Here is a 19660-nt window from a genome sequence, read left to right on the forward strand (position 1 = left end):
GCTCAGCTCCCACCCCGCGACATCTCCAGCTCCCCCGACGAGCGCGGCGGCAGCGGGCGCGAGCGCGCCGGCGCCTCCAGCCCCCGCCCCAGCGAGCGCAGCACCAGCCTGAGCGGCGTGGAGTCCTCCACGGCGATGTCCACCGTGCCCGGCAGGCCGTGCTCCAGGGGGATGCCCACCGGCATCTCGTCCACGGACAGCTCCACGCGCACCAGGCCGTCGCGCGCCTCGCTCGCCACCGCGACCACCGTGGCGCGCACCATGCCGAACTCCGTCCAGGCGAAGCCCTCCAGCTTCATGCGCGCCGGCTGGCCCGCGCGCACCCGGCCCAGCGCCGTGGCGGGGGACAGCTGCGCGACGATGCGCACGTCGCCGCCCGCGACGACGGTGGCCATGCGGTCTCCGGCCCTCACCTGCGTGCCCACGCGCACCGGGCTCGTCTCGCCCAGGATGCCGTCGGCGGGCGCCTTCACCACGCGCCGCTCCAGCTCCTCGCGCAGCCGCTCCACGGTGGCCTGCGACACGCTCTCGGCGGCCTCCAGCTCCGCGATGTCCCGCTTGAGCGCCGCGGCCCGGATGCGCCGCTCGGTGGCCAGCATGGTCCCATCCATCTTCACGCGCGCGAGCGCCGCGCGGGAGGCCTGCTCGGACGCCTGGGCACGCTCCAGCTCGGTGCGCACGCGGCTCCACTCGGACTCGCTGATCAACTGGCGCGAGTGCAGCTGCTCCGCGCTCGACTTCTCCTCGAGCGCCCGGCGCGCCAGCGCCTCGGCCTCCACCAGCCGGGCCTTGGCCTCCTCCACGCCCGCCGCGCCGCGCTCCTGCTGGGCCACGAGCGCGCCCTGCTCCACCTCGAGCTCCGCGCGCGCCGCCGTCAGCTGCGGCCCCAGGCCCCGAAGCTGGGCCTCCGCCTCCGCCAGCTGCCGCGCCTCCTGCTCGTGCGCGAGCTCGAAGAGCACCTCGCCCGCGCGCACCTGCCGGTGCAGCTCCACCCGCGTCTTCACCAGCCGCCCGTCCACCGGCGCATCCACCGCATACACCTCGCGGTGGACCTCCAGCCGCGCCTGCACGCTGGGCTCGTAGACGGTGATGCTCGCTCGCAGGAACCACACGCCCCAGACGGCGAACAACCCCACCGGCAACAACCAGAGCGCCGAGCGCCCTCGTCCCCGCAGCAGCGCGCGCACGGTGCGCGGGAACATTCCTTCACCAACTCTCATGAGCGAAGCCTACCTCATCACCGTGGAACAGACGGACTCCCCGCCAGACCTTCCACCCGGGACGCTCCCGGAGGTCGGCGCCCATCCTCGCCCGCCGGACTGACGCGCGGCAAAGCCACGGGGCCACCCGCGGACGCCTTGCGCGCCCCGTCATGGCTCGGGGCCCGGTCCGCGAGGGTCTTCCGCGCGGGGTCGTGAATGGACAATCCATCCAGGCGCGAAGCCACGCACCCGTCCCGGCTCGCGTCGCGGGTCTGTCAAGGGTTGTCCAGGTCAGACCTGTCTCGGAGATAGGGCTTATAAAATCGCTAAAACATGTTTTCAGGCGATTGCGACGCGAGGCGTGATGCGGGCACCCCGTAGCGCCGAGGAGGCGCCCCTCTGTGGCGCTCCAGGATGGGCCGCTGTAACCGGTTTGCGCATCGCGGCAGCGGGTTCAGGTGGATTCATGACCCAGGGGTCTCTCAGGATTCGATAAATTGGGCCGTTTCTCCAAGTCCGCGGATCTATTCCGGATGACGGGTTTTTCCGTTGAAGGCTTGACTCCGAATTTTCATCGATTTTTAATGATTCTACTCCGGGTGTGCATGGGCAACCGTGCCGGCTGGAGCGACCGTGGTTCAACCAGGAGCGACATCATGAAGATCAAGACCAAGGTTCGTGGCGGTCCCCGTGGCTGTGGCCCGGGTGGCATCAGCATCTGGTACGACACCGTTCTGGCGTAGTCGTGCCTGCTGTCGTTGTTTCACCGTAGTGACTCAATCACCAGGAGCAGACACATGAAGATCAAGACCAAGGTTCGTGGCGGTCCCCGTGGTTGCGGCCCCGGCGGCATCAGCATCTGGTACGACCTCGACGTCGCCCAGCAGCTCCCGTAGTTTCGTCCCCGGGCGTTGATTCGCTCGGACGAGACTCGAAATCGCCAGTGAGCGGAGCATCGCTCGCTGGCGATTTTTTATGCCTTCACGAAGCCGGCTGTATTTTCTTCCGATTCGCGAAGTCTGAGATTGGCTGTGGCCTGAGAGGTTACAAAGACTTTCGCCGCATTCTTTGCGTGGTGACTTGACTGGCCGATTACACCCGCCTTTAATGATTCCACTTCCGATGCGAACCGGAAACGGTGAATCGCACGCAATGGCGAATCGGGAGCCGCGTAATGGCTGGGTGGACAGGGAATAGCGGCGGGCAGCGCGGGTTGTGGAGGTGGCTCGGAGAAATCCGGCCGCGGGGGAGGCGGGACAGCGGGTGACCTTGGAGACCCGCGTGTCAGAGGGGTGTGTATAGATTCGCGGGCACCGAAGAACCAGAAGGTGTCGTCGTTCGTAGACTCGTGAGTTTCTGTCAACGCCTTCCAGCCATCCAATCCCATGGGTTGGGTGTCTGGTGTCAACGCAGTACATCCAGGAGCGTACCATGCAGATCAAGACCAAGGTTCGTGGCGGTCCCCGTGGTTGCGGTGGTGGCGTCGTGCTGGCCGGCCAGGTCCGCACCCAGCTGCCGTAGTCGTCGTCCGTCGTACCGGTTGACTCGGCTGTTCATCCAACGCGGTCTTTCACCAGGAGCAGACATCATGCAGATCAAGACCAAGGTTCGTGGCGGTCCCCGTGGCTGCGGCGGCGGCGTCGTGCTGGCCGGCCAGGTCCGCACCCAGCTTCCGTAGTCGACTGGCAGCACCGTCTCATCCATCCGACTCCAGCGATGGAGTCATCCTCACCAGGAGCTCATCATGCAGATCAAGACCAAGGTTCGTGGCGGTCCCCGTGGTTGCGGTGGTGGCGTGTCCCTGCCCGTGCTGAACCAGAACGTCCGCATCCCGTAGTCCACCCGGGTTCCCCTCCGGGAATCCACAAGGAGAACACCATGCAGATCAAGACCAAGGTTCGTGGCGGTCCCCGTGGTTGCGGTGGTGGCGTGCTGACCAACCAGGTTCGCGCGCAGCTGCCGTAGTCGTTCGTCAGCATTCCCGAGCTGACTTCACTCACACCTGATTCCGAGGAGTCCATCATGCAGATCAAGACCAAGGTTCGTGGCGGTCCCCGTGGCTGTGGCGGTGGTGTTGCGATTCCCGTGCGCACCACGGGCGGCGTCATCACGCAGATCCCGTAGTCGTCAGTCTTCCCGACTGACTTCGACCCACGCTGTTCTCGATAGGAGCTCGTCATGCAGATCAAGACCAAGGTTCGTGGTGGTCCCCGTGGCTGTGGTGGCTCTCTCCCGCTGCCCACGCAGCCCGTGCTGGACGCTGCCTACGCGCTGTAGTCCTTGTTCGGGCGCCTAAGGTGCCTGTCTAAGACGCGAGTCGCCAGGGGGCGGAGTTCCACGCCCTCTGGCGGCTGTCATTGCGGGGCCCGGTGCGGCTCGCGCGAATCCCTGTCGTGGGGAGGGCGCGCTAGAGTCCCTGGGATGATCAACCCGGTTCATGTGTACGCCTGGCAGGCGGCCATCGTCGGCAACGCGCGGCTCGAGGGTCGCCCGGCGCGCGCGCTGATGCTCGAGGACCCGTGGGCGGGCGCCTTCGCGCGGAGCCCGGAGCTCTTCCGGGGCTTCGAGGTGGATGGAGGCTTCGAGCCGTCGTTCGACCCGTGGTTCGAGCGGATGAAGGCGCGGGGGCTCTTGGCCATCCGCGCGCTTCGGATCTCCGACCCTTCGATCTGGTTTCTGTACGACCCGCCCGATTCCCCGCCCCGGTTGCCGGAGCTGGCGCTGGTGTTCCCGGACCGGGTGGTCTGGTACCGCTACTTCTTCCCGTGGCCGGGCCCCAATCCCCAGTCGGCCGTGCCGCAGGAGGACGGCTTTCGCGAGGTGGAGGAGACGCGCTCGGCGGCGGCGCCCTCGGTGGAGGACGCGGAGCGGGAGCTGCTCGCGGCGACTCGGGAGTACGTCGCCTTCGTCGGGTCCCAGGCACGCAAGGACCACTCGAGCGACGTGTTCTACGCGGCCATGGGGCAGAAGGCGCTGGAGCTGCTGACGGACACGGAGGCGGGCTTCCAGACGCGACTGGCGGCCCGGCGGGAGGCGGACGTGAAGGAGTACCGCCGGCGCAGCAAGGACTGGTGGCCCGTGCAGCCGGCGACGCGCGCCATGCGGCCCCAAATCTTCGAGAACGCGGCCAGGAGCCTGGAGCGGGACGACTACCTGCGGGTGATGGAGGCGGCGGGGCTGTCCTGGAGGGCCGTCCGGCTGGCCTGCGCCGCCCAGGACATCTGGCCGCTCAACATGCACAACGAGCGCACGTCGGAGGACATGCTCCCGCCGTTCGTCGTGGAGCCGGGGTACGCGGCCGTCGGCAAGCGCTGGGCCGACGCGGCCATCGCCGCCACCAACGCGGCGGTGAACGCTCGCTGAGGCCGCCTGGGGGCGAGCGTCGCCGGGGCCTCGCCCCACCGCGGGCGGGGTCGACGCCTCGGCGAGCGCGCGTCCCTCGCTCGAGGCGCTCCTCCTTGCGCCCTGTCCCGGGCGCGGGTGTCTCTTGCTCCCTGGAGAGGCTCGGGAGGACGCGCTGCCTCAGCCGACCCTGGCGAGCTGCGGCGGGGTCGACGGCGCGAGGACGACGTAGCCGGAGGCGATGAGCGTCTCCTCCACGGCGAGCGAGACGGCGGCCTGCACGGCGCCGGCCTGGGTGGGCTTGCAGTGCACGCCGATGGCGATGACGGGGCCCTGGGCGGTGAACTCCGCCACCTCGACGCTGGGCACGGGCGCGGCCTGGACGCCGGGCACCACCACGGCGCGCTCGCGGAAGGCCTTCATCAGCCCGTGGATGTCCCCGCCGTGCGTCAGCGGCACCTTCACCACGACGCGGCGGTGCGGGTGGTGGCTGTAGTTGACGATGTTGTCGCTGAAGAGGCGGTTGTTGCCGACGGAGTTGCGCAGGTTGTCGCCCGTGTCGATAGTGGTGGCGAACAGGCCAATCTCCTGCACCACGCCCGTGACGCCGGCGGCGGAGATTTCGTCGCCCACGCGGAAGGGCCGCAGCACCAGGAGGAAGATGCCCGCGGCGAAGTTGGAGAGCAGCCCGGACCACGCGGTGCCGATGGCGATGCCCGCGGCGGCGAGCAGCGCGGCGAACGAGGTGGTCTCGAACCCCATCATCCCCAGGATGCCGAGCAGCAGCAGGATGGTGAGGGAGCCGGCGAAGAGCGACTCGATGTACCGGATGAGCGTGGCGTCGAACTGCCGCTTCTGCAGCGTCAGGTTCAACACGCGCCGGAAGGTGCCGATGACGGCGCGACCCACGAACCACAACACGAGCGCGCCCACCGCCTTGAGCAGGAACGGGAACGCCTCCGCGAGAGCCAACGTCTTCAACTGTTCGATGACCGCTTCCATGACGCTCCTGAAGCGGCCGAGAGTCCACGGTCGTGGCGCGCCTGCTTCGTTCCGGCCGCGTGTGCAGGGCACGGGCCAGCCCGGGGGCCTCACGTAAGTCCGCGAACGCGCGACCCGTGGCGCGCCGGGTCGGAGGCGGCGCGGGGGCTTCGGACGCGTCAGCGGGGCGGCCTGACGCGTCAGGTGGAGCTTCGACGTGAGGGCGTGGACACGGTCAGGGCGCGGTGACGAGCCGCAGCCCCCGCTCCCGGACGAGCGCCCCGCGGGCCGCGTCCGAGACCTGGGTCCCTCGGACATCCAGCACGCGCAGCGAGGGGAGGGCGCGCAGCGAGCTCAGCCCCGCGTCGGTGACGCCCGTGCGGGTCAGGTGGAGCGTGTGCAGCGTCCTGGGCAGATGGCTTAGGGCCGCGTCCCCGACGCGCGCCCGGGCGAGGCTGAGCCAGGTGAGCTGGGGGAAGCTTCGCAGGGGCTGGAGGCTCTCGTCGTGGAGCCAGGTGGCGCCCAGGTCCAGTCGCGTGAGGCGCGGCAGCCGCTGGAGGGCCACCAGTCCCGAGCCGCTGATGGGCGTGCCCGCGACGTGAATCGACTCCAGGCCCGACAGCTCGCCCAGCTGGCCCAGCCCCAGGTCGGTGAGCAGGGTGCGCTCGGCGCGCAGGGACTGGAGGTGGGGCAGGGCGCGCAGCGCGGCGAGCCACTCGTCGTTGAAGGCGGTCCGGCTCACGTCCAGCTCTCTCAGGCCCGCGGCCAGATGCCCCAGGGCCCGAGGACCCACCGGCGTGGCGCTCAGGTCCAGCCGAGTCAGTCGCTCCATCCCTCGAAGCGCGGCGAGCGAGTCATCCGTCACGGCCAGTCCGGACAGGCCCAGCCGCTCCATCGCGACGAAGCCCGCGAGAACGTCGAGCCCCCGGGCGGTGATGGCGGTCCTCGACAGGTCCAGCTCCCGCAGGGCCACCAGCCCGCGCACGTGGCCCAGGGCCTCGTCGTCCACGCGGGTGTCATCGAGGTGCAGCAGCTCCAGCGCGCTCAGCGTCGCGAGGTGCCGGAGCCCCGGGCCCCGCAGATGGGTCCTGGTGAGGACCAGGGCTCGCAGCGTCTTCAGGCCGGAGAGGTGGACGAGGCCCGGGTCGGTGAGGCGGGTGTGGCCCAGGTGCAGCGCCTCCAGGTTCCGCAGCGTGCCGAGGTGCGCGAGGCCCGCGTCGGTGAGCCCGGTGCGCGCGAGCCCCAGCCACGTCAGGCCGGGCAGCTGCCGCAGCCGCGCGAGGCCCGCGTCCGTCACGTGGGTTCCGCTCAGCACCAACGTGTGCAGGCGCGCGCCCGTGACCCAGGCGAGGACGCTGTCGTCCACCGCGGTGTCGGAGAGGTCCAGCCACTCGAGCTCCGACTGGGAGGCGAGCGCGGACAGCGCCTTCGGGCTGATGGCCGTGCCCGCGAGGGTGAGGCGTCGCAGCGTCGTCAGCCCGGAGAGGAAGCCGAGGCCCGCGTCGGAGATGGCCGTCTCGTCCAGACGGACGACGGCCAGTCTCCGCATCCCCGTCACGTGCGCGAGCCCCGCGTCCGTCACCCGCGTGCCGTCCAGGTGCAGGGCCTCCAGGGAGGTGTGCTCCTTCAGCGCCTCCAGGTGCGCGTCGCCCAGCGAGGTGCCGGAGGCGCGCAGGCCCACCACGCCCGAGTCGCGCAGCAGCGTCGCGAGGAGCGACGGAGCGGGGAGGGCCGCCGAGTCGAAGCAGAGCTCGGGCACCCGATGCGCCTTCGACGCGATGGCCCGCTGGCGTGCCTCCTCCTCCGTCACGAGCGCGCCGAGCGGCTCCGCGCACCACGCGCCCTCGGCGGGAGGCTGGAAGCCGGTGGCGTCCGTCGTCAGGGGGCGCCAGCGCTCGAGCCCTCCTCCCGGGAGCACGCGGTAGGCGGTGAGCACCGCGGGAGGTGGCTCGATGCGGGGGGGAGGCGTCGGGAGGACCGGCGGCGTGGAGGCGCAGCCCCACAGGAGTCCCACGAGGAGTCGCCACGACCCAGGTCTCATCGGGCCGAGCGTAGCGGTTCCTTCCCCGGCTCAGGAGGACTTCGTCGCCGCCAGGAGCTTCTCCACCGCGACGAGCACGGAGGCCGCGCTGGCCGGGCCCTTGACGAAGGCCGCGGGGCTGAGGTTCGACAGCCGGCCCATCAGCGAGTCCGGCCCGCTCACGTTCACCATCACGATGCGCGAGCCGGGGCGCGCCGCCGTGCTGAGCACATCCAGCGCGGAGCCCGTGTCCACGATGATGATGCGCGCGGGCTTGTCGCTGTCCGTCACCACGCGCAGGCCCTTCTGCTCGAACAGCTCGGTGATGAGCGCCATCAAGCGCGCGTCCGACAGGCGCACCAGCACCGGCACCCGCGTGTCCAGCTCCACCGCGTTGGCGGCCTGGGGCGCGGGCCCCTTGCCCAGCTCCCGCACGTCCTTCTTCAAGAGCTCCATCACGTCCGTCTTCAACACGCCCCGCACGCGCTGGAGCAGCGAGGCGTCCTGGGCCACGAACGCCTTCAATCGCTGCTCACCGTCGGACGCCAGCTGCGTGAAGGCCACGCCCATGCCGTCCTCGCGCGACCACGCCACCTGGCCGAAGGCCCGCAGCGCCTGGCCCGAGTCGGGCAGGGTGATGCGCAGCTCCAGCGTGCTGCCCACCGGAAGCGCGCGCGTCGTACGGATGGCGAGCCCTCCCGTGCCGATGTTCCTGCTGTACGCGCGCACCACGTCGTCCTGGGTGGCGAACGTCAGCTCCAGCACCGCGTCCGCGCGAGCGGGGCGCGCGGGCAACGGACTGCCTTCGGGTGGCAGCGCCCCCAATTCCAGCAGCACGTCCCGGAGCAATTCCAGACGCTGCGCCTCATCGGGGCCGAGCGGTTGGGTGCGCTGCCGCTCCAGCAGCGTCTTGTATTCCTCGAGCGCGTTGACGCGTGGACTTCCCATGATGCCCCCCTGCCTGCCTTTCGCGCCTCCCAGCCTGCCATGTCCTCACGGACAGGCGCGAGAGGTCCACTTCCACCCTGTCCTCATGCATACACCCTGGTATAGGCAAGCGCATGGACGTCCCTCCCTCGCTCCCTACCCGCCCGGGCCTGCTGTCGAGCCTGCTGCGCTGGGGGGTGGCGTGCGCGGCGATGCCCCCCCTGCTCACGCCCGCGCTGCTGCTGGGCCCCGTCAGCCCCGGGGCCTCGGACGCGCTGATGCGGCTGTGGTGTCTGTGGGCCCGGCGCGTCTTCGGCGTGGACGTGGAGGTGGTGGACCACAACCAGGGCCGCTACGACGCTTCCTCGTATCTGTTCCTGCAGCTGAACCAGACGAGCTTGAGCGAGACGTTCGTGACGCCCCCGGCGCTGCCTCGGCCGGTGCGCATCTTCATGAACATCGAGTATGCGGCGCTGCCCTTCGCTGGCTGGGTGCCCTGGGCCCAGGGCTCCACGGTGGTGGTGCGCCAGTGGAGCGCGCAGGCGCGTCGCGCCGTGGACCGCGCCGCGGAGGCCCTGCGCGCGGGCGCCAGCTACTACATGTCCATCGAGGGCCGGCGCAGCGAGGACGGGCGGCTCAACCCCTACCGCAAGGGCGCGGCGGTGCTCGCCATCCACTCCGGCGCCACCCTGGTCCCCCTGGTGTTCCACGGCGCGCGGGACGTGCTGCCCTTCGGGGAGTGGCGCGTCCGGCCGAGGAGGGTGCGCGTGGAGCTGCTGCCCGCCATCCCCACGCAAGGGCTGCGCTACGAGGACCGGGATGCGCTCGTCGAGCGGCTGCGCGCCCTCGCCAGGGCCCAGGGATTGGAATAGCCCGGGCTGGGGGTAGGCTCCGGGCATGTCCTACCAACGCAACCCGGTGAAGGCGCCTCGCGTGTCGGGGCTGGCGCTCAAGGCGTTCGTCAACACCCTGGAGAGCGCCGTCGGCTCGCCCGTGCTGGAGAAGCTGGTGCGCGACAGCGGCATCGACCGGTGGCGGGAGCTGTCCGCCGGCGATGCGCCTCCGCTCCAATATCCGCTGCCGCCGGGCGCGCCCGCCACCGAGCCCCAGTCCCCCACGGAGCAGGCCGCGCGGGCCATCTCCGCCCAGCCCGCGACGCCGGGGCGCGAGACGGTGGGCGCGTACGTGCGGGCCTACCGCGAGGGTGGCTCGGACCCGGTCTCCGTGGCCCGGCGGCTGAACGAGGCCATCGACCGGTTGGAGCGCGGCGAGGCGCGCATGGGGTGGTTCATCGCGCGCAAGCCCGACGAGGTGCTGCGCGCCGCGGAGGCCTCCGCCGAGCGTCTTCGCGAGGGCCGGGCGCTGAGCGTGCTGGACGGCGTGCCGGTGGTGCTCAAGGACGAGGTGGACCTGGCGGGCTTCCCCACCACGCTGGGCACGCGCTTCCGCGACCAGGTGGCCTCGGTGGACTCGACGGTGGCCGCGCGCCTCAAGGCCGCGGGCGCGCTCATCCTGGGCAAGGCCAACATGAACGAGATTGGCATCAACCCCATCGGGTTGAATCCGCACCACGGCGCCGCGCGCAACCCGTGGAACCGGGGCCACATCACCGGAGGCAGCTCCAGCGGCTCGGCCGCCGTCGTCGCCGCGGGGTTGTGTCCGCTGAGCATCGGCGCGGACGGCGGCGGCTCCATCCGCATCCCCGCGGCCCTGTGCGGCATCGTCGGGCTCAAGGCGACGTGGGGTCGAATCCCGGAGACGGGCGTACCGCCCCTGTGCTGGAACGTGGGGCACGTGGGGCCCATGGGCCTCACCGTGGACGACGTCGCGGCGGCGTATGCGCTGCTGGCCGGCCCCGACGGCAAGGACCTGGTCTCCCAGGGGCAGCCCTCGCATCACCTGTCCGGTTACGAGCGCGCGGATTTGACGGGCGTGCGGCTGGGCATCTGCTGGCCTTACTTCGAGGATGCGTCACCGGACGTGGTGGCGCGTTGCAAGGAGGCGGTGCGCGCGCTGACGGACGCGGGCGCCACCGTGGTGGAGGTGCCCGCGCCGGACCTGAACACCGTGCTCTGGACACACAGCTGCATCATCCTCAGCGAGATGGCGGAGTCGATGCTGCCGCACTCTCGCGAGCACGCCTCGGACTTCGGGCTCGACTCGCGCACCAACCTGGCCATCGGCCGACACTTCCGCGCCACGGACCTGGTGCACGCCCTGCGACACCGCCACCGGCTGACACGCGAGCTGCTCGCCGTCATGGTGGGCGTGGATGTCCTCGTCACCCCGTCGACGGCCACCACCGCGCCCCTCATCCCCGAGGGCACGCTGCCCGATGGCGAGTCGAACCTGCCCGTGGTGGACGCGCTGATGCGCTTCGTGCGCGAGGGGAACCTGACGGGCTTCCCGGCCCTGTCCGTCCCCGCGGGCCACGACAGCGCGGGCCTGCCCGTGGGACTGCAGCTCATGGGCCGCCCCTACGAGGAGCATCTGCTATTGCGCCTGGGCCGCGTGGTGGAGCGCTCCACCACGGCGCGCACGCCCACCGTGCACGTCACCGCCCTGCGCTGAACGCGATTCAAAGACAGCCTGAAATTTGCCAAGCCCATGGTTCCTCATGGGCTTGTGTGTATTCACACTGGCAAAGCCAGAAAGACCTGCCAGTATTCCCTCGGCGCGCGGCGTGGACTCTCGGGGCCGCCAAAGGCCCGTGACTCGCTGGACGTCAATTCCTGGCATCCGGTTCCGGGCAGGAGGAATTGTTTCATGCAACTGCGTCAGCAGGTGGGTTGGGTGCCGTTCGTCCTCGCGGCGTCGCTGGTGGCGGCGTGTGGTCCGTCCTCGTCGGAGGCGCAGGGGCCCGCGCCGGAGACGGCAGGATCGCAGACCGCGCCGTTGGCGGAGCTGGTGGTCAACGGGAACTTCAACAGTGGACAGACGGCGCCCTGGTGGAACGGGCCCAACACACAGTCCGTGGTGGAGAACGGCCGGCTGCGCGTCAACGTCACCGGAGGCACGGCGAATCCGTGGGACGCGCCCATGGGGCAGGACAACATCGCGCTGGCGAACGGGCAGGCCTATACGTTGACGTTCACCGCCTCCGCGACGGCGAACGTGACGGTGCGGGCCACGGTGCAGTTGGGCACGGCGCCGTACACCGCGCCGTTGGACCAGAACATCACGCTGGATGGCACGGCGCGCACCTTCAGCTTTCCCTTCACGTCCAACCTCGCGACGGCGGCGGGGCAGGTGACGTTCCAGGTGGGCGGGCGGGGCGCGTTCTCGCTGTTCCTGGACGACATCTCCCTCACCACGTCGGGGGGCGGCAATCCGGGCGGCGGTGGACCGGTGGCGATGACGAGCGGCTTCTACGTGGACCCCAACTCCAACCCCGCCACCTGGGTGCGCAACAACGGTGGGGACTCGCGCGCCTCGCGCATCCAGACGTCCATCGCGAGCAAGCCGGGCGCGCGTTGGTTCGGCAACTGGAGCGGCGACATCACGGCCGCGGTGTCCAGCTTCGTCGGCGCGGCGGACACGGCCGACAAGCTGCCGGTGCTCGTGGCCTACAACATCCCCGGGCGTGACTGTGGCAGCCACTCCGGCGGTGGCGCGGGCAGCCCGGAGGCTTATCGCGCGTGGATCTCCGCCTTCGTCACCGGCCTGGGCAGCCGTCCCGCCATCGTCATCATCGAGCCGGACGCCGTCGCGCAGCTCGACTGTCTGCCCAACGACACCGAGCGCCAGACGCGCCTGGGGCTGTTGCGCTACGCGACGGAGCAGCTCCGGGACAGGGCGCCCAACACCTGGGCCTACCTGGACGGCGGCAACGCGAATTGGATTGGCGCGGACACCATGGCGCAGCGGCTGGAGTCCGCGGGCGTGCGCAACATCCGGGGCTTCGCGCTCAACGTGTCGAACTTCTACACGACGGCGCAGTCGACGACGTACGGCGGCAACGTGAACACCGCGCTCAACTCGCGCTACGGCTACACGAAGCCCTTCGTCGTGGACACCAGCCGCAACGGCAACGGACACAACGGCGAGTGGTGCAACCCCGGTGGCCGCAGGCTGGGCGTGACCTCCCAGGTGGGCGGCGGGGCGGAGTTGCTCCTGTGGGTGAAGGTGCCGGGTGACTCGGACGGCAACTGCGGCATCGCGCCGAACACCCCCGCGGGCACGTTCAGCCCCGACCTGGCCATCCGCCTCATCGACGGTACCTGACGGGCCGCGCTCAGCCTCGCTTGGGCAGGAGCCGGGCCAGCTCGCGGTCCAGCGTCGCGGCGAAGCGCTGGCGGTCCTGGGCATTGAAGCCGCTGGGACCGCCCGTCGTCACGCCGCTCTCGCGCAGCTCCTGCATGAAGTTCCGCACGGAGAGTCGCTCGTCGATGTTCTCCTCGGTGAACAGCTCGCCGCGCGGGTCCAGGGTCACGACGCCGCGCGGCACCAGCAGCGCCGCCAGGGGGATGTCCTGGGTGACGGCCAGGTCTCCCTTCTGGGCGGAGGTGGCGATGTGCTGGTCCGCCACGTCCAGCCCCGCGCCCACCTGCACCGTGGAGACGAGCTCCGAGCGGGGCAGGGACAGGGCCTTGTTGGCCACGAAGACGAGCGGCACCTTCAGGCGCTGCGAGGCGCGCAGGAGGATGTCGCGGACGGGCGTGGGGCAGGCATCGGCGTCGACCCAGATTCGCATGGCGCGCACATCCTGGCGTGGACAGGCGCGAAGATGAAGTCCTTGACGATGTCCAGGCGCGGCGCTCGGATGCGCGCCCATGTCCCAGCTGCTCACCCGCGCCGAAGCCTCGAATCACGCCGAAACCTCGCGTCATTCCGACGTGCTCGCCTTCATCGACGAGCTCTGCCGCCGCACGAAGCTCGCCCGCCGGGTGGACTTCGGCACCAGCGGCGAGGGCCAGCCCCTGGTGTCGCTGGTGGTGAGCGACCGCAACGGCTTCACGCCGGAGCTGGCGCGCAAGCAGAAGAAGGTCGTGGTGATGGTGGAGGCCAACATCCACGCCGGCGAGGTGGAGGGCAAGGAGTCGGTGCTCGCGCTCGCGCGGGATTTGACGCTCACCAGGCTGGGCCAGAAGCTGCTCGACAAGGTGGTGCTGGTGCTCGTCCCCAACTTCAACCCGGACGGCAATGACCGCATCAGTCCCAACAACCGCAAGTTGAACCTCCAGGACCTGGAGGGGCAGGTCAACCCGGCGGGCGGCGTGGGCACGCGCTACACGGGCGAGGGCTGGAACCTCAACCGCGACAGCACCAAGCAGGAGGCGCCGGAGACGCGCGCCATGGCGAAGCTGCACCAGACGTGGTGGCCGGAGCTGTTCATCGACTGCCACACCACCGACGGCAGCATCCACGACTTCGATTTGACCTACGACACGTCGCACTCCAACGAGCCGCTGTTCCAGGGGCTGCGCGACTACAACCGGCAGATGCTGGACCGCGTCTCCCAGGCGGTGCAGAAGCGCCACGGCTTCGACAGCTTCTGGTACGGCAACTACCGCGAGGAGGGCGTGCCCACCTCGGGCTGGCACACGTACCCGGCGCTGCCGCGCTTCGGCAGTCACTACCGGGGACTGCTCGGCCGGCTGGACGTGCTGCTGGAGACGTACAGCTACATCGACTTCCCGCGCCGCTGCGCGGTGATGTACGCGTGGCTGCTGGAGCTGATTCGCGAGGCTGCCCGGAGCGCGAAGACGCTCCGCGCGCTCACCCAGGCGCAGGAGGAGGCCATCATCGCCCGGGGCACCACGCCCGATTTGCAGACGCTGGTGGGCATCAACTACGGCGTCGCCACGCGGGACGGGGAGGGGAAGCTGACGTTCGACTACCCGGCCTACGTGAAGCCCGGCGACCTGGCGCGCATCCAGGCCTTCGACGAGAAGAGCGTCGCGGAGCGGCGCTTCCCGGGCAAGAAGCGCAAGGTCTACCGCGTGCCGCACCACCGCACGTTCATCCCGACGCAAGCGGTGAGCACGCCGGAGGCGTACCTGGTGCCCGCGGCGCTGGCGCCCCGGCTGGAGTCGCAGGGCATCCGCTTCGAGGTGCTCCCCAAGGCGCAGCGCTTCCTGGTGGACAGCTACCGCATCGCCCGGCGCGAGGAGACCTTCAGCCCGGACGTGGCCGCCAACGTGCCGCCGCCCGGACAGGCGGAGGTGCCGCTGAGCCAGAAGCCCAAGCCCGTGCGCTTCGAGACGGTGCTGACGGTCTCTCCCGAGCGCGGCGAGCGCGAGTTCGCCCAGGGCACGCTCCGCGTCCCGACGGCGCAGCGCGCGGGCACGCTGGCCGTCTACCTGCTGGAGCCGCACTCCGATGACGGCTTCTGCCGGTGGCAGTTCCTGGACACCTTGCTGGAGGTGGGCGGGTACTACCCCGTGCACCGCGTGGTGAGCCCCGCCCCCGCGCCGAAGAAGGCGGAGTGACGCGGAAGGGGCCCTGACGTCGGTCGGGGTCCACCCGGACGGCAACGTCACCGCGACGCTGGAGTGCTCGCATGATGGGGAGCGCCGTTCATCCCTGACGCGGAGCGGTTCATCCCAGCGCACGTGGAAGCCCTCCCGGGAGATGGTTAGCCTCTGCGCGCATGCGCGACGCGGAGCCGGTCCATCCCCGAGTGGATGAGGTGGAGCCCCTGCCGTCCTGGGCCGTGTGGCTCGGGGCGTTGGGGTGGTGGCTCGCGGACGCGCTCATCTCCGTCAGCCAGACGCAATTGCTGGTCCGCATTGGCGAGCTGAAGGGGGTGGAAGGGGCGCTGTGGCGGATGTCCCTCGCCAGCTCCCTGCTGTGGGTGCCCATCACCGTGATGTGCTTGCGGCTGTCCGAGCGGGTGCCCCTGGCGCGAGGACACCTGCGCCGGGCGCTGGGCTTCCACGGGGGCGCGCTGCTCGTCGTCGTGCTGGGGCGAGCGACCTTCGTCGTGCTCACCCAGGACCTCATCGGCTGGTACGAGCGGACGCCCCAGGTGCTGGACGTGCTGGCGCAGAGCGTCGTGAACAACCTGCTGCCCTTCGTGTTGCTGACGGCGGGCGCCCATGCGCTGGGCCTGGCGCGCAGGGCGCACGTGCGTCAGCGTCGGGCGGACCAGCTCCAGGCGCAGCTGGCGCAGGCGCGGCTCCAGGCCCTGGCGTCGCAGCTTCGCCCCCACTTCCTCTTCAACGCGCTCAACGCCGTGGCCTCGCTGGTCCACGCGGACCCGGACGCCGCCGAGAAGATGCTGGCGCGCCTGGGGGATTTGCTGCGCCACAGCCTGGAGTCCCATGCGCGGCAGGAGGTGACGCTGCGCGAGGAGCAGGCGGCGCTCGCGCCCTATCTGGACATCGAGCAGACGCGCTTCGGGCCCCGGTTGGAGGTCGCCTGGAAGCTGGGCCCCGACGTGCTGGACGCGCGCGTGCCCTATCTGGCGCTGCAGCCGTTGGTGGAGAACGCCATCCGCCATGGACTGGCGCCGCGCGCGGAGCCCGGGCGCATCGAAATCTCCGCCGAGCGGGAGGGCGACGTGCTGCGCCTGCGGGTGAGCGACGACGGGATGGGGCCTCCCGCGAGCGGCCCTCCGAGAGGCGGCGGCGTGGGGCTGTCGAACCTGCGCGCCCGGCTGGCGACGTTGTACGGGCCCCGGGCCGCGCTGGAGCTGCGCGCGGGGGTTCCTCGCGGCGCGGTGGTGGAGCTGCGGGTTCCGCTCGATGGCGCGCGGGCGGCTGCGTGAGGGCCGCGCGCGCGGGATTGAATCGGGGCCGCGGGCCCCTGGCGGCGCCAGGGCGGGCCAGGTGCCTGGGAGGGGCGAGTGATGATGGGGGGTGGTGAGGTCGTGGAACCGTCCGTGCTTCGCGTGGCGCTCGCGGATGACGAGCCGCTCGCCCGTTCTCGATTGCGCGCGCTGCTCGCGGCGGAGCCGCACGTCGAGCTCGTCTCCGAGGCCGCCAGTGGGGCGGAGGCCGTGCGCGGCGTGCTCCAGTCCTCCCCGGACGTGCTGCTGCTGGACGTCGAGATGCCGGCGGGCGATGGCTTCGAGGTCCTCCGCGCGCTGCCGCCCGAGTCGCTGCCCGTGGTCGTCTTCGTCACCGCGTGGCAGCAGCACGCCGTGCGGGCCTTCGAGGCCCAGGCGTTGGACTTCCTGCTCAAGCCCTATGACAAGGAGCGCTTCCGCGCCGCGCTCGCCCGCGCGCGCCAGCAGGTGCGCCTGGTGCGTCGGGGCGAGGCGGTGGCGCGCCAGGAGGCGCTCCTGTCCGGGCTCGCGTTGTCGGAGGCGCCGCTGCGGCGGCTGCCCGTCAAGGTGGACGGGCGCATCCGCTTCGTCGAGTGCTCCGCCATCTCCCACGTCGAGTCCGAGGCCAACTACGTGCGCGTGCACGTGGGCGGAGCGCAACACGTGCTGCGCGAGACGCTGACGCACCTGGAGGAGCGCCTGGACACGCGGCGCTTCCTGCGCGTGCACCGCTCCGTGCTCGTGAACCTGGACCAGGTGCGCGAGGCGGAGCCGCTGTCCCAGGGCGAATACCTGCTGGTGCTCGGCTCGAGCGGCACCGCCGTGCGCACCGGCCGCAGTCACCGCGCGCGCGTCGAGGCCGCGCTGGGCCTGGGCGGCGACAGCACCCGCTGACGTCGCCGTCCCCGACAGCGCGCCATCCATCCCGCGCCCCCCTCGCTTCATCCCCGCTTCCCGGACAGGCGAGCGGGCACCGCGTACCTCTCAGCCCATGGCGAGAGCGAGCCCGACTCCTCCCGCCACACCCGAGAGGAGCCCACCATGTCGTCGTCCCGTCGCATCCCCACGCTGCTCGCGGCGCTCGCGCTGTCCGTCGCGACGTCCGCCTCCGCCTCCGCGCCTGTCACGCCGGAGGTGCTCGCCCCCGGCTTCATCTCGCTGCCCGAGCAGGAGGAGTGGCGCATCGCCTTCACGCCGGACGGCCGCACCGCGTTCTGGGGCGTGAGCGCGGGCTTCTTCCCCGAGACGCGTCAGGCCACCATCGTCTTCTCCGAGTGGCGCAACGGCCGCTGGACGCAGCCCCGCCCGGCGCCCTTCTCCGGCGTGCACTCGGACATCGACCCGTTCGTCTCCCCCGACGGGCGCCGCCTCTTCTTCTCCTCCATCCGCCCCGTCCACGGCCAGCCGCGCGCGGACGTGGAGATGTGGGTGGTGGAGCGTCGCCGAGACGGCGGCTGGGGCGAGCCGCGCCACCTGGGCGCCGCGGTCCACAGCACCGCCGACGAGCTCTACCCGAGCGTGGACGCGGAGGGCACGCTGTACTTCGGCTCGGACCGCGAGGGGGGCTACGGCGGCTGGGACATCTACCGCTCGCGCCCGCGTCACGACGGCACCTACGGCCCCGCGGAGAACCTGGGGCCCGCCATCAACACGGAGTACTGGGAGTTCAACCCGAACGTCCTCGCGGACGGCAAGACGCTCCTGTTCGCGTCCATCGCCCGTCCGGATGGCCATGGCTATGGGGACCTCTACGTCGCGAACAAGACGTGGCGCGGCTGGCAGCCGGCGCGCAACCTGGGGCCGACGGTGAACACGGACCTGGACGAGTACCACCCGACGCTCTCGCCGGACCGCCGCACGCTCTACTTCGTGCGCCACCAGTACGAGCCGTTCGTCCCCGGTGAGCTCTACCACGTCCGCGTCGGCGGGCTGCTGTCCGAGGACGGCACCTGCGACGTGAGCCACTGAGCCACCGCGCGAGCGCCTCCGCCTGGTGTCATCCCTCGTCCGGGCGGGGGCGTCACGCGCGGCTCAGCGTGACTGCAGACGCAGGTTGTCCAGGGCCACCTCTGCGTGCCCCTCGGGCAGGTCGACGAAGAACGCGACGGGCTGCTCGGTGCCCAGCTGGAAGTTGGCGCGCACCCGCTTCGCCACCGCGTCACACTGCGTGCGCGGCTCCCGCCCATCGGCGGTGATGAAGCCGCACATCATCCCCCGGGTGGCGCGCGAGGTGTCGAAGCCCACCGCCCAGGCGCGCCCCGGAACGAGCGCCTGCCGCGTCACCACCCACCGCTGCCCTCCGCGCAGCAGCGCCGCGAAGCGCGAGGACTCGCCCCGGGTCCACGTGGCCGGCGCGGGCGCGGACGCTCCGGGCTCCAGGATGCCCACCCCCACGCGCTGCGAGCGGTGCTCGAAGCCCTGGGTCAGCGTGTCGGAGACGACGACGAGCTCCGTCACCGCGGCGTCGCTGGAGTCCGCCTCCAGCGAGAGCTTCAGCGCCTGCGTGCCTCCGCTGTTCGAGACGAACGTGGTGGCGACGAGCCCCGCGGCCTCTCCCGGGCGGCTCTGGGGCCTGGCCCCTCGCAGGAGTGTCTGGCCGCCCGGGGTGAGGGTGACTCGCGGCGCCGTGGCCTCCAGCGCGCGGACGCGGACCGACACGCGATAGCTCATGCCGGAGACCCTCTTCGCGGGCGGCAGCGTGAGGGGACGGCTCTTCCCGAGTGGCACCAGCGGCTCGTTGGGGAAGCGCACGCGCTCCCACTCGGAGCAGCTGTCGGCGACGCAGGGCCAGGGCCTGGGAAAGGCCTGGCGGGCGAGCGGGGCGCGCCGCAATAGCCAGACATCGTGCTCGAGCCACAGGTGGAGGTTGGCGAACAGGCCGGGCGATTGGGCATCGCAGACGTCCGAGGCGCTCCTCGGCTCCACCAGCTTCCGTGTGAAGGCCAGGCGCGCGCAGCCCAGCCCCGCGTCTCCCGGACCGCGCGCGGTGCGCTCGGGGTCCTCGCAGAGGAAGTCGTAGTCGTGCGCCGGGAACACCCACGGGGCCCAGACGGCCACGGGGCCCAGCAGCTCCTGCGTGCCCAGCGCCGCGTTGCGCCGGGTGATGCCGGAGCCCGACGAGCCGTGACAGCCATGCAGCTCGGTGAGGCGCGCGTCCGTGCCCGTGGCCGTCAGGCCCAGCGAGACGCGGGGCGGCCAGAGGACCACGGCGTGGAGCGCAGCGGCACCGTTTGGTGGGCGTCGTAGTCGTGGAAGTTGAGCGTGGGCTCGTAGCCAGCGTAGCGCGTGTAATGGCGCCAGAGGTCCGAGCCCCGGTCCCCGGGGATGGTGTAGACCTCGTGCGTCCAGGACATCGAGACGGGGACCGACTCGCCCTCCGACTCGGCCACGCCCAGGGAGTCATGACGACAGCCAGGGCTCGAGTCTCCGCAGTCGAGCAGCGCGCCACCACGCGGCAGCCATAGGACGTCGTGCTGT

The 19660-nt window shown here is 71.1% G+C and carries 15 protein-coding genes; 8 read left to right on the plus strand and 7 right to left on the minus strand.

Annotated features, from left to right (window positions below; all coding sequences use genetic code 11):
* Window positions 1-2 precede the first annotated feature (2 nt).
* The gene (locus LXT21_RS21435; protein WP_254040007.1) at window positions 3-1202 is read right to left on the minus strand and encodes an HlyD family secretion protein; all 1200 of its coding nucleotides are present in this window, start codon (window positions 1200-1202) and stop codon (window positions 3-5) included.
* A gap of 2421 nt (window positions 1203-3623) precedes the next feature.
* Between LXT21_RS21435 and LXT21_RS21440 the strand changes: the two genes are divergently transcribed.
* Window positions 3624-4565, plus strand: a complete 942-nt coding sequence (locus LXT21_RS21440) for a hypothetical protein (protein ID WP_254040008.1) — start codon at window positions 3624-3626, stop codon at window positions 4563-4565.
* Window positions 4566-4724: 159 nt separating this feature from the next.
* Here LXT21_RS21440 and LXT21_RS21445 read toward each other — a convergent pair whose 3' ends face one another.
* The 3 genes from LXT21_RS21445 to LXT21_RS21455 form a co-directional block, all read right to left on the minus strand.
* Window positions 4725-5546 (minus strand): mechanosensitive ion channel family protein, encoded by an 822-nt coding sequence (locus LXT21_RS21445; protein WP_254040009.1) that lies wholly within the window; start codon window positions 5544-5546, stop codon window positions 4725-4727.
* Window positions 5547-5760: 214 nt separating this feature from the next.
* Complete coding sequence (locus tag LXT21_RS21450) at window positions 5761-7539, minus strand: leucine-rich repeat domain-containing protein (protein ID WP_254040010.1); 1779 nt, start codon at window positions 7537-7539, stop codon at window positions 5761-5763.
* Window positions 7540-7596: 57 nt separating this feature from the next.
* Complete coding sequence (locus tag LXT21_RS21455; RefSeq protein ID WP_254040011.1) at window positions 7597-8493, minus strand: PilZ domain-containing protein; 897 nt, start codon at window positions 8491-8493, stop codon at window positions 7597-7599.
* A 113-nt stretch (window positions 8494-8606) separates the two neighbouring features.
* On the opposite strand from LXT21_RS21455, the gene LXT21_RS21460 reads away from it, so the two are divergent.
* From LXT21_RS21460 to LXT21_RS21470, 3 genes are all read left to right on the plus strand, one after another.
* The gene (locus tag LXT21_RS21460; RefSeq protein ID WP_254040012.1) at window positions 8607-9344 is read left to right on the plus strand and encodes a lysophospholipid acyltransferase family protein; all 738 of its coding nucleotides are present in this window, start codon (window positions 8607-8609) and stop codon (window positions 9342-9344) included.
* Between the two features lie 25 nt (window positions 9345-9369).
* Window positions 9370-11043 carry an amidase gene (locus LXT21_RS21465; RefSeq protein WP_254040013.1) on the plus strand — a complete coding sequence of 558 codons (1674 nt, stop codon included), beginning with the start codon at window positions 9370-9372 and terminating at the stop codon, window positions 11041-11043.
* 195 nt (window positions 11044-11238) lie between these two features.
* Entirely contained in the window at window positions 11239-12696 is a 1458-nt protein-coding gene (locus tag LXT21_RS21470; RefSeq protein WP_254040014.1) for a glycoside hydrolase family 6 protein, read from the plus strand.
* A gap of 10 nt (window positions 12697-12706) precedes the next feature.
* On the opposite strand, the gene LXT21_RS21475 is transcribed toward LXT21_RS21470, so the two are convergent.
* Window positions 12707-13165 (minus strand): YaiI/YqxD family protein, encoded by a 459-nt coding sequence (locus LXT21_RS21475; RefSeq protein WP_254040015.1) that lies wholly within the window; start codon window positions 13163-13165, stop codon window positions 12707-12709.
* A gap of 79 nt (window positions 13166-13244) precedes the next feature.
* On the opposite strand from LXT21_RS21475, the gene LXT21_RS21480 reads away from it, so the two are divergent.
* The 4 genes from LXT21_RS21480 (at window position 13245) to LXT21_RS21495 (ending at window position 18151) form a co-directional block, all read left to right on the plus strand.
* The gene (locus LXT21_RS21480; protein WP_254040016.1) at window positions 13245-14903 is read left to right on the plus strand and encodes a M14 family zinc carboxypeptidase; all 1659 of its coding nucleotides are present in this window, start codon (window positions 13245-13247) and stop codon (window positions 14901-14903) included.
* Window positions 14904-15064: 161 nt separating this feature from the next.
* Complete coding sequence (locus tag LXT21_RS21485) at window positions 15065-16183, plus strand: sensor histidine kinase (RefSeq protein WP_254040017.1); 1119 nt, start codon at window positions 15065-15067, stop codon at window positions 16181-16183.
* Between the two features lie 102 nt (window positions 16184-16285).
* Window positions 16286-17077, plus strand: a complete 792-nt coding sequence (locus tag LXT21_RS21490) for a LytR/AlgR family response regulator transcription factor (protein WP_254040018.1) — start codon at window positions 16286-16288, stop codon at window positions 17075-17077.
* A 147-nt stretch (window positions 17078-17224) separates the two neighbouring features.
* Window positions 17225-18151, plus strand: a complete 927-nt coding sequence (locus LXT21_RS21495) for a TolB family protein (RefSeq protein WP_254040019.1) — start codon at window positions 17225-17227, stop codon at window positions 18149-18151.
* A 63-nt stretch (window positions 18152-18214) separates the two neighbouring features.
* Here the strand turns inward: LXT21_RS21495 and LXT21_RS21500 are convergent, their stop codons facing one another.
* Window positions 18215-19390: a hypothetical protein gene (locus LXT21_RS21500; RefSeq protein WP_254040020.1), complete on the minus strand. Its 1176-nt coding sequence runs from the start codon at window positions 19388-19390 to the stop codon at window positions 18215-18217.
* Window positions 19354-19572 (minus strand): hypothetical protein, encoded by a 219-nt coding sequence (locus LXT21_RS21505; protein ID WP_254040021.1) that lies wholly within the window; start codon window positions 19570-19572, stop codon window positions 19354-19356. The genes LXT21_RS21500 and LXT21_RS21505 overlap by 37 nt, the downstream gene beginning before the upstream one ends.
* Between the last annotated feature and the right edge of the window lie 88 nt (window positions 19573-19660).

The sequence above is a fragment of the Myxococcus guangdongensis genome (assembly GCF_024198255.1).
GTDB lineage: Bacteria > Myxococcota > Myxococcia > Myxococcales > Myxococcaceae > Myxococcus > Myxococcus guangdongensis.

Bases quoted from the DNA above. Each gene is read 5' to 3' on its own strand.
- LXT21_RS21455 (WP_254040011.1), bottom strand. From the start codon at position 8,493: ATGGGAAGTCCACGCGTCAACGCGCTCGAGGAATACAAGACGCTGCTG.
- LXT21_RS21435 (WP_254040007.1), bottom strand. From the start codon at position 1,202: ATGTTCCCGCGCACCGTGCGCGCGCTGCTGCGGGGACGAGGGCGCTCG.
- LXT21_RS21445 (WP_254040009.1), bottom strand. From the start codon at position 5,546: ATGGAAGCGGTCATCGAACAGTTGAAGACGTTGGCTCTCGCGGAGGCG.
- LXT21_RS21465 (WP_254040013.1), top strand. From the start codon at position 9,370: ATGTCCTACCAACGCAACCCGGTGAAGGCGCCTCGCGTGTCGGGGCTG.
- LXT21_RS21470 (WP_254040014.1), top strand. From the start codon at position 11,239: ATGCAACTGCGTCAGCAGGTGGGTTGGGTGCCGTTCGTCCTCGCGGCG.
- LXT21_RS21440 (WP_254040008.1), top strand. From the start codon at position 3,624: ATGATCAACCCGGTTCATGTGTACGCCTGGCAGGCGGCCATCGTCGGC.
- LXT21_RS21485 (WP_254040017.1), top strand. From the start codon at position 15,065: ATGCGCGACGCGGAGCCGGTCCATCCCCGAGTGGATGAGGTGGAGCCC.
- LXT21_RS21460 (WP_254040012.1), top strand. From the start codon at position 8,607: ATGGACGTCCCTCCCTCGCTCCCTACCCGCCCGGGCCTGCTGTCGAGC.
- LXT21_RS21480 (WP_254040016.1), top strand. From the start codon at position 13,245: ATGTCCCAGCTGCTCACCCGCGCCGAAGCCTCGAATCACGCCGAAACC.
- LXT21_RS21475 (WP_254040015.1), bottom strand. From the start codon at position 13,165: ATGCGAATCTGGGTCGACGCCGATGCCTGCCCCACGCCCGTCCGCGAC.
- LXT21_RS21495 (WP_254040019.1), top strand. From the start codon at position 17,225: ATGTCGTCGTCCCGTCGCATCCCCACGCTGCTCGCGGCGCTCGCGCTG.